At 38.7% G+C, this 8,417-nt stretch carries 8 protein-coding genes and 2 pseudogenes; 3 read left to right on the top strand and 7 right to left on the bottom strand.

Going from position 1 to position 8,417, the window contains the following annotated elements:
* Positions 1 to 81: 81 nt before the first annotated feature.
* The 7 genes and pseudogenes from IEY53_RS34215 to IEY53_RS34195 all read right to left on the bottom strand — a co-directional run bounded on the left by IEY53_RS34215 (position 82) and on the right by IEY53_RS34195 (position 4,650).
* Complete coding sequence (locus tag IEY53_RS34215; RefSeq protein WP_189032745.1) at positions 82 to 456, bottom strand: VOC family protein; 375 nt, start codon at positions 454 to 456, stop codon at positions 82 to 84.
* A gap of 226 nt (positions 457 to 682) precedes the next feature.
* Complete coding sequence (locus IEY53_RS34210) at positions 683 to 1,150, bottom strand: isochorismatase family protein (RefSeq protein ID WP_189032747.1); 468 nt, start codon at positions 1,148 to 1,150, stop codon at positions 683 to 685.
* A 389-nt stretch (positions 1,151 to 1,539) separates the two neighbouring features.
* Entirely contained in the window at positions 1,540 to 2,004 is a 465-nt protein-coding gene (locus tag IEY53_RS34205) for a MarR family winged helix-turn-helix transcriptional regulator (RefSeq protein WP_189032743.1), read from the bottom strand.
* A 21-nt stretch (positions 2,005 to 2,025) separates the two neighbouring features.
* Positions 2,026 to 2,832 (bottom strand): N-acyl homoserine lactonase family protein, encoded by an 807-nt coding sequence (locus IEY53_RS34200; protein WP_189032741.1) that lies wholly within the window; start codon positions 2,830 to 2,832, stop codon positions 2,026 to 2,028.
* Between the two features lie 285 nt (positions 2,833 to 3,117).
* Positions 3,118 to 3,240: a hypothetical protein gene (locus tag IEY53_RS35815; RefSeq protein WP_268240842.1), complete on the bottom strand. Its 123-nt coding sequence runs from the start codon at positions 3,238 to 3,240 to the stop codon at positions 3,118 to 3,120.
* A 491-nt stretch (positions 3,241 to 3,731) separates the two neighbouring features.
* A pseudogene (locus IEY53_RS36230) lies at positions 3,732 to 3,797 on the bottom strand (cysteine hydrolase family protein); the annotation flags it as partial.
* A 244-nt stretch (positions 3,798 to 4,041) separates the two neighbouring features.
* Entirely contained in the window at positions 4,042 to 4,650 is a 609-nt protein-coding gene (locus tag IEY53_RS34195) for a TetR/AcrR family transcriptional regulator (RefSeq protein ID WP_068538177.1), read from the bottom strand.
* A gap of 142 nt (positions 4,651 to 4,792) precedes the next feature.
* On the opposite strand from IEY53_RS34195, the gene IEY53_RS34190 reads away from it, so the two are divergent.
* From IEY53_RS34190 to IEY53_RS34180, 3 genes and pseudogenes are all read left to right on the top strand, one after another.
* On the top strand, positions 4,793 to 5,485 hold the full coding sequence (locus IEY53_RS34190) for a DUF1295 domain-containing protein (protein WP_068538178.1): 693 nt from the start codon (positions 4,793 to 4,795) through the stop codon (positions 5,483 to 5,485).
* 249 nt (positions 5,486 to 5,734) lie between these two features.
* A pseudogene (locus tag IEY53_RS34185) lies at positions 5,735 to 6,899 on the top strand (IS110 family RNA-guided transposase).
* Positions 6,900 to 7,653: 754 nt separating this feature from the next.
* Positions 7,654 to 8,055 (top strand): hypothetical protein, encoded by a 402-nt coding sequence (locus IEY53_RS34180; RefSeq protein WP_189032739.1) that lies wholly within the window; start codon positions 7,654 to 7,656, stop codon positions 8,053 to 8,055.
* The last annotated feature ends 362 nt before the right edge of the window (positions 8,056 to 8,417 follow it).

The following is an 8,417-nucleotide window of genomic DNA, read 5'->3' as shown; positions in this document are numbered from 1 at the left end:
TGAAATCCTGCGAATTCATGAGCCTGCGTGAGAAAACTAAATCATTTCGAGGGAGCGTAACAACCGATTACAGATAGTGCCTTATAGCCATTCAAGAAATTCAAGACGATTACCAAAAGGGTCGTTCAAATAGAAACGTTTTACACCTTCATTAGCTCGTGCCTCATCATCAATCACTTGGATATTTTTTTGAAGTAAATATTCACGTAACGAGTCTACATTGTGTACATGAAATGCGGGATGGGCTTTTGTGGCGGCAACAAAGTCCTTTTGAACTCCAATGTGTACTTGGTGAGTTCCACATTGAAACCATACTCCACCACGTTTTCTGAGATTTTCAGGCTTTGGTATTTCCACCCAGCCTAATAAGTCGGCAAAAAAACTCCTTGCATCTTGTTCGCAACCTTCAGGAGCAGCTAACTGAAGATGATCAATCCCCGTAAAATTATAAGACATATTACCGCCTCCTTGGTTTCATTGTATAAAACTGAGTTTCATTTAATTACATATTATATTATAATCCAGTGATAATCCACCAATATTTCACTCTACTGCCCGTTACTTCAATGAAAACAGCACGCTACCGTAGCGCCTGCTCATTAATGTGTATCATTCAACTAAAGTTCCCCGATAGTTTAGTAGTATTAATAACACACCATAAATTGATTATTATACGTTCATTTTAATATTCATCTTCTATGAACTCTAAATATCTATGACTCCACATATTTCCATAAAAATTTATCGTCTCTTTTGCAGACATAAATGAATTATTCAATGTGGAGGTCGCGTTTGGTACCATAAAGTTTCTGTAACCCAGTCCATGAGCAAATTTAATAGTAGCATCCATACAGTATTCGGTTTGGGCACCACAAAATTCTATACTATGTGCATTTAATTGATCTAAAATTTCTTTTAAGTTCGTTCTGTAAAAAGAATTTGCATGTATTTTTTTAATCAAGAAATCTTGTTTTTGAACATCAATTTTAGCATTAATAGCCCAAAGTTCTTCTCCAGGTACTAATTCCTCATCACAATGTTGAACAAAAATAATTTGTTTATGTAACTTTCTATACAAAGAGATTCTTTCATTTACTTTAGAAAGTAATTCTTGTAATCCAAATAAATGCTCTTGTCGGATGACAAGAATGTGTTCCGATAAATGACAAGAATCTAAACCTAATTAAAGTAAGTCTAAATCGTCTTCAGTATCATTCTATTAGGAGTAAATCACGGCAATCTGACTATATTCTTGACAATGCTTAATGACAAGAATCTGTTTCGATAAAGAAGCCCATACCATACCAAATAAATAAATTTAAATTTCTTTTTTGAAAATGAAAGAAGCAATCCACCCTGCCCTCGCAAAGCAGGTGAATTGCTTCTTCTGAATGATCATTGAGCTTCGCCTTCGCCTTGATGTAACTTTCTATACTTATTATATAGCTAGATGATTTATTTCAAAGTGTCTTAGCGTATGCAAAATCGGCGGATTCATGCCTTGTGATACAATTTTCCGCGCTTTCTGAAAGGCAAGTTTTATAGATAACCGCGATGAATCAAAGTTTCGTGTATAGGGAAATCTTGAAGGAATTTTCCTAATTTATCATTAATAACTTGCATCTCTTTTTCAGACAACTTCTCTTCAATCCTACCATAAACCTCTCCTTCAATAATCTTTACTTTTTCCGCTGTTTCCTGCCCTTTAATCGTCAGCTTCAGCAGAACAAATCTTGAATCCTCAGGATGAATCATTTTCTCAATCCACCCATCCTTTACCATGCGTTCAACCAATCTTGATGGACTGCCTGTTTCGCAAATCAGCAGATTTCCTAAATCCTTTAAAGTTAACGGTTGCCTAAGTTCTAACACCTTGATCACCTCTGCATAGGAAGGGGTAACTCCCGTTTTGTTCAGAAGTGCATTAAACATTCGGTTCCCTTGCCGTTGAACGGCCAGAATAAGGTATTGAAATTTTTCAACTTCTTTGACGGATGTATTCAAATAGATTCCTCCTGATCGCAATCAGCCTATAATTTGCGACTGTATCTCTGGATCATGATTCGCCATTGCGATCAGACAATCCTCTTTCTGGGAAAACTCACTTACCCAATTCAACGAACGTTGTGCATCGATTTTACTCGTCTTCACTCCAGGCAAAATGTTTTGAGTAAACGACGCTGCAGCATAACCTACATCGCTGGCCAATAACACCCACCCATTTCCCGTTTGAACCAATACGGAAAATTGGCCTGCGCTATGTCCTGGCGTATGAACAAGATAAACGGAACCGTCCTGAAAAAGATCAAGTCCCAGCTTATAGGGTCCGTAGGGGATTTCCGTTAGATGATATGGAGTCAAATTCACACCGTTCCACATTGATTTTTTATAACCGAACTCCTGATGGGCCGCTTTCCATTCCAATTGACTGACCAATATTTTTTTAGCTTGGGAGACATGCTTAATCCCGCTGACATGATCCGAGTGTAAATGGGTCATCAGAACATAATCGATTTCGTTCGGCTTTATGCCGTAATTGGAAAGCTGCTCATGAACAGCTTTTCCTTCCGGCAACCTCCCTTTAATCACGGATGAAGCAAACAACCCGAGATGCTTTCTTTGATTTGTTCTCATCTCTTCATGCCATCCCGTATCCACTAAAATCAAACCTTTCGGATGTTCGATCAAGTAAACGGATACAGGAACCCAGCGCTTTTTTGCCTTTGGTCTTAACCATCCTGTATGGGGCATTGGATGAATCGTTTTCTCTTCGAATGCCAAGGCCTGATCAATATAGACTTCCCCTGTGTGCCAAACATGAATTTTCGACATGAGACATTCCTCTTTTCGCATTAAATTAAATGACGTGTCATTTATCTATATATAATAAATGACACGTCATTTATTGTCAATGCTAATTGACCCATGATTTGTACCCCTTAGCTGAGAGCATCAATGCAATAAATGATCAATAGTTTATAGAGGGTTGTTATGGTGTTCGCTAATTTTCAACCATATTATATCCCAAAGGGAACGCCGCAATGGTGATGCAGGTGTGTTCACCTGATACAGCTTTGCCTCATCGGGTAGTCAATCGGCTATCGGACCATATTCTTGTCATCTTACATCTAAAGCTTCAATACTAGCTTGAAGTGCCGTCGCTCCTAAACCTTTCGCAATTTCCAGTACACTTTCCTTTCCATTTTGATATCGTGTAACAGCGTCTATTTTTTGTGTCATTGTAAATCTCGTCAAAAAAACTGCACCTACAGTTGTTAGATTGTGTCTAACAATTGTGGTGCAGTTCATTTTGATGAGCGGGTTAATTAATTTTATGTGGTTGGTTTAGTCAATCTAATTGTAGTATCGATTTCAAACGTAAAAAAACGTCCGCTTATTCAAAAGAAGTAGCTTCTTTATTAAATCTACCATCCCTGTTTTAATTAGCTACCACTATCGTTCATTCTCGAATAAAATCTCTACTTACTCAACATCAATTTATATAATATGACACAATATGTAATTCACCTTTAAATTAGGTATATTTAAAGAAATAAACGATATTAAAAGAAATACAGATCGGCTAATCGGCATTCGGACTATATTCTTGGCCTCAAACGGCAATCGGAACAGATTCTTGACAATGCGCAATGGCAAGAATTTGTTCCGATAAAACAAAAAAACGCGATCTACGCGGATATTAATCGGACTATATTCTTGTCATCTTACAGCTCTTTGCTGTAACATACACCATTTTGTAAATCGATAACTATTAAAACATCTGCACAAGTTTCCATGATTTTCACCTCATTATTTATCGTATACTTATTAATTTTAATTATATCATTCTTTATTCAACTATCCTGCCCGTTAGCTCAATGAAGTGCGACTAAAATTTTGCATAACATGATTGCTTTTACATAAACCAACATCGCCACAATGTAGGTAGCGTCAAATAACGATAATGTAGGAACATTTGTGCATTTTTCATTGACACAAATGTTCCTACATAAATAAAGAAAAGCCTAATTGGTACTGGAATTACCTCTTTTCTATTTTAGCAACCCGCATATCGCCCATAAGACCTTTGAAGAAAAATTGAATAAAGCGTTCTTCGGAAATAACAGCATGATCGGAACGGTCAGTCTCTTGGAATTGGTTCATCGCTTTCTGGTACATGTTGAAATAAAAGAGCAGTTCGTCTTCCCTCAAGCCCTCTGCCATATACTGCTCTTCCAGCCCACGCTGAATAAGCCTCAGCAGAAACGGAATGAACTTCATCTCCAGAAACCGATCCACTCTCTCCTGCATCGCAACAATATCAGCAGATTGCTTCATGCAGTCATTAATGACCTTAACAAATTTCATTTCCTCCGTCATTACCGTATACATGAGCTTTGGGTAAGACATCTGGCCTTCTAATAAATGCTCATATCTCTTCAACTGTTCCTCCATCATTTCGCCGATAGCTTCAAATAACAGCTCGTCCTTGCTCCCGAAATAATTGTAAATGGATACTTGAGATACTTTTGCTTCCTTGGCTATTTCTTTAATCGTTGCTCTATGAAACCTGTCATGGTTCAGCTTCTCTTTCGTTATGGCTAATATAAGCTGTTTCTTCTGTTCCGTTCGTCTCTCAAATCCGTTCAATTGCGATCACCCCTACTATCCAACTTTAATTTTAAACTATCGCGATGTCAAATTTCAAAATTATATTGCGAATCAAATAAAGTTGAGCTATTATAAGTTTTGAAATAGTATCTAATCTAATTTCAAAACTAGGAGGCGCAACATGAAAACTCTGTACAATCAAAACACGGGCTATTGGTATCCTCGCCTTACCTTATTCATGCTAGAGACGATTATTTTGGCAATTGCCGGCTGGCTGCTTTTTTTTGATGGCGCGGAGGTTTTAAATGGTGTATTTCATTGGAACTTAACGAATGGTGACTCAGGACGGAATTTGCTTCTATTCATCCTTATTTTAATCGTTTTCGTTCGGATGAAATTTACGATGTTTTTTCTTTTAAGAAGACCTATGTCATGGCAGGAGGCGTTTAGTGTTCCGACGGCTTTTTCGTTGTATTATATCGTTATTCCTCTTCTCAGCTTGACCCATAACAAGCCGTTGAACGGATGGGACATTGTATTTGTCGTCATCTTCGTCATAGGTTCACTCTTTAATTCGCATGCCGAATGGCTTCGTCATCAATGGAAACAAAATCCTGAACATAAAGGAAAACTGTACACAGGCGGCTACTTCCGCTATTCGATCCATATTAACTATTTCGGCGATGTGTTATGGGTGCTTGCGATGGCATTCGTCGCATGGAACGCTTGGGCATTGCTCGTGCCACTATGGTTGTTCTGTTTCTTCGCATTCTACAATATTCCGATGCTGGATAAGCACCTTGCTGAGAAGTACGGCGATGATTTCGAACGTTACCGTAAAAAAACAAAAACATTTATTCCTTACTTCTATTAACTGTATCGTATTATGAGGTCACCAGATCTTTCTGGTAGACCTCATTTTTGTGTGGTCGTAAGATAGCGGTAGCCGGGGATAGAACGTTTCTGCCCGTGGGAGCTAGATCCCGAGAGCTATACAGTTCATCCCCCCTACTTGTTAAACCATGATTAGGCTGGTTGGGACAATGATCCCGAATCACATGCGATAATGTGGACGACAAGAAGGTTAGGGGTTGCCGGCGAATATAATATCGGGAGTGGTTGAATGAACCCTGTCATTGGATTGGATGTCACTAAAGGGGAAAGTCATGCACAAGCTTTTTCAGATCGAGGAACGCCCTACGGAAAGACCTTTCGATTCAAGCACAATCTTGAGGGATTAGCGTCCTTCCTTCGTTATGCTCAAAACGTGGAGTCCTTTGCTGGACAGCGTCCTGCCATTGTGTTGGAAGCAACGGGTCATTATCATAGTCCAGTTATACAGTTTCTAAATGAGCACACCAAGCGAAAAAGATGAATTTGCGTAAAGTGAAAACGGATGTTGCTGACGCACACCAGCTGGGGGAATTGTCTACAAAGAAGAGCTGGAGCCTTACAAAAAACGGGGTCAGTATCTGATGAATCTGCGTTACCTGACACGGCAACATGAGTCACTGACTGAAATGTATGTCCAGGCAAAGTTACAGTTTCAAGCGGTATAGGATCAAGTCTTTCCGGAGTATCACGGCGTGTTTGGTGACCTTTATTCTAAGGTGTCACTTCGTTTCCTAGCTCAGTATCCAACGTCTCAATCGGTGCTAGCGATGTCTGAGGAAAACGTGACAGCGAACATACAACGCCTTGTTGGACATGTCGCCTCTAACCGGTGGTCATTGGAACGATCACAGAAACTAATGGCTGCAGCAGAGCGAAATCCCTTCAGGGAGACCGCTTTTCCGAGTCATTTAATCTCATTGGAGCTGTTTATTAATTTACTTCTTCAGTATCAGGAGCATCTAGCGAAACTTGATAAATCAATAGAGGCCCTGGCTGAAGAATTACTGGAGTATGATTTAATCCAATCGATACCCGGCATTGGTACTAAAATTGCTGCAACAATTTTAGCTGAGATCGGAGAAATCGATCGGTTCGATCATGCAAAGAAACTAGTTGCGTTTGCCGGTATTGATCCAAGTGTCTTTTCTTCCGGCAAGTTTACAGCAACCCGAAATACAATCACCAAACGCGGTTCCAGGAGACTCCGGACAGCCTTATATCAAGCTGTGCGATGTGGTTTGCGAAGCTCACGTAATAAGAAAATTAGGGCTTATTACGACAAAAAGCGAGCAGAAGGTAAACCGTTTAAAGTAGCCGTGATCGCATGTGTAAATAAACTGATCCATTGGATTTATGCGATATTGACCAAGAAGGAGCCTTTCCGCGTCGACTGAATAAGTAACATTTAGATATCGAGGAAAGCCTTCCCAAATTCTATGGGACGGTTATTTGTTATGCGTTTTTACTAGTATAGCACCCTTCGTTTTCTTCATTAATAATTAAATATTGACAAGCTATTAGCTGGTATAGTTGAACAAATAAAAAACGGCTGCCGAAGCAACCGCTATTCCACTAACGTTCTCCGTTAGTTCAATAATTCATTTGTGTGATGTCAAAATTAGTGAGAAAACAAACGGCGGAAAACTTTGATCTTTCAAGAGCCATTTTCACATTTAGTGAGAGTGACCTGCTATCATGCAGTCCATTCTGTAATCATAACAGTAGCGAGGCTCACGTTGAAGCCTTTGGGATTATCACGAATATAAACCACCTTTGTCTTCGGGTAAGTATATATGTGCTTGTCCATTAGAGCGAAACGGTTTAGTTCGTCAGCAGCCGGAATCGAATTTTGCAAAATCCAGATCTAAAAAAGTTCAGACTGGTACTTTTTTACTATATCATTAAATGTATATATATATATAATATGAATGAACACAAAATATTACAGAAGAAGATTTGTGTTACTAGGATTAAAAAAATTGTAACTGTTCAGCCTGTTACGATCTTATTTGACAGACAGCACAAATAGAGGCACTCCGTTACGGAACTACCTCTACGGAAACAGGAATGTACAGACATGTAATTTTAAAAAAGTAACTATCTAAAGGCGGAATAGTTACAAATAAATTTAATAAGGAGTGCTTGATCGTGAATCTTAAGTTCGTTTTCAAAGGAGTAGTATCATCTGCTCTGGTAGTTTGTCTAATTGCTGGAACTAGTATTATACCTGCTTTTGCGGAGTCGACTGAAAGTTCGTCGAAAGATTATGCAGCTAAAAGTGGCAGTCATTCAGGAACAGCAGGATTTTCGACTACATACAAATTATCAAGTGCTAATGGGAAAAACGTGAATTTCTGGATTAAAAATACTGGGAATGTAAGCGTAAGAATCACAATTAATGGAGATCAGAAAAGAACTCTCGCACCAGGTAAGAGTGGCCACATTAGTGCTCCAGTTGGTTCCTTAAGTAGCGAATATAAATTTAAAGCTGTACCAACGCCTAATGGTGGTGATAGTAGTATAGACTATCGTATTGCTCAAAGAGATTAAATTTGATGCTTAAGATATTTTTAGTTTTTTATAAGGCTCCTGAATCCGAGATGGTAATTTGGTAATTCAGTGCAGACATAGAGTAAAAAAAGAGTACGTACTAGACTTGAGGAGCTTATGCAAAATGCTCATAGATGAAAGCTAGGAAAATAAATACCTAAATTAAAAAAAGCCGATTTTCCTTAACTTACAGGAAATCGGCTTTTCTATTTAAGGAATTTCCTCAGTCTCTTTGAGCAATCTTATATTCTATACTAATATCACCACCATTAGGCGTTGATGAAGCTTTAAAAATATAATTGCTATATAGACCGCAATTAAGATCATAACCTGACAAGCAAGCGATCAACGGTATCCAGCGG

This window comes from Paenibacillus albidus (assembly GCF_014644435.1).
Lineage (GTDB): Bacteria > Bacillota > Bacilli > Paenibacillales > Paenibacillaceae > Paenibacillus_AQ > Paenibacillus_AQ albidus.
This window is presented reverse-complemented; position numbering and strand designations above follow the sequence as displayed.